The organism is Paenibacillus sp. BJ-4, assembly GCF_020404765.1.
GTDB lineage: Bacteria > Bacillota > Bacilli > Paenibacillales > Paenibacillaceae > Paenibacillus.
In genome coordinates, this window is the sequence record NZ_JAIVEM010000075.1 from 1 (window position 1) to 211 (window position 211).

The 211-nt window shown below is 52.6% G+C and carries 1 protein-coding gene; it reads right to left on the bottom strand.

Annotation, left to right across the window (positions count from 1 at the left end):
* A partial coding sequence (locus LCF57_RS28195) for a beta-ketoacyl synthase N-terminal-like domain-containing protein (RefSeq protein WP_225999568.1) occupies window positions 1–211 on the bottom strand: 211 nt, incomplete at both ends.

Sequence of the window (211 nt, forward strand, 5' to 3'; positions counted from 1 at the left end):
ACACGCCTCATGAATGGCGGTTAATGACGAAGAGCACATCGTATCAATGGGCATGCTGGGACCTTGCAGGTTCAGCAAATAGGAAATCCGGTTGGCTACCGAGCTAAATGACGTATGCGGAAATACCCTCTCCCCCTGCTTCCATAAATCCGGGCCGTATAAATCGTAGCCGGTCTTGGTAATCCCCGCGAAGACGCCCACCTTCCCGTTA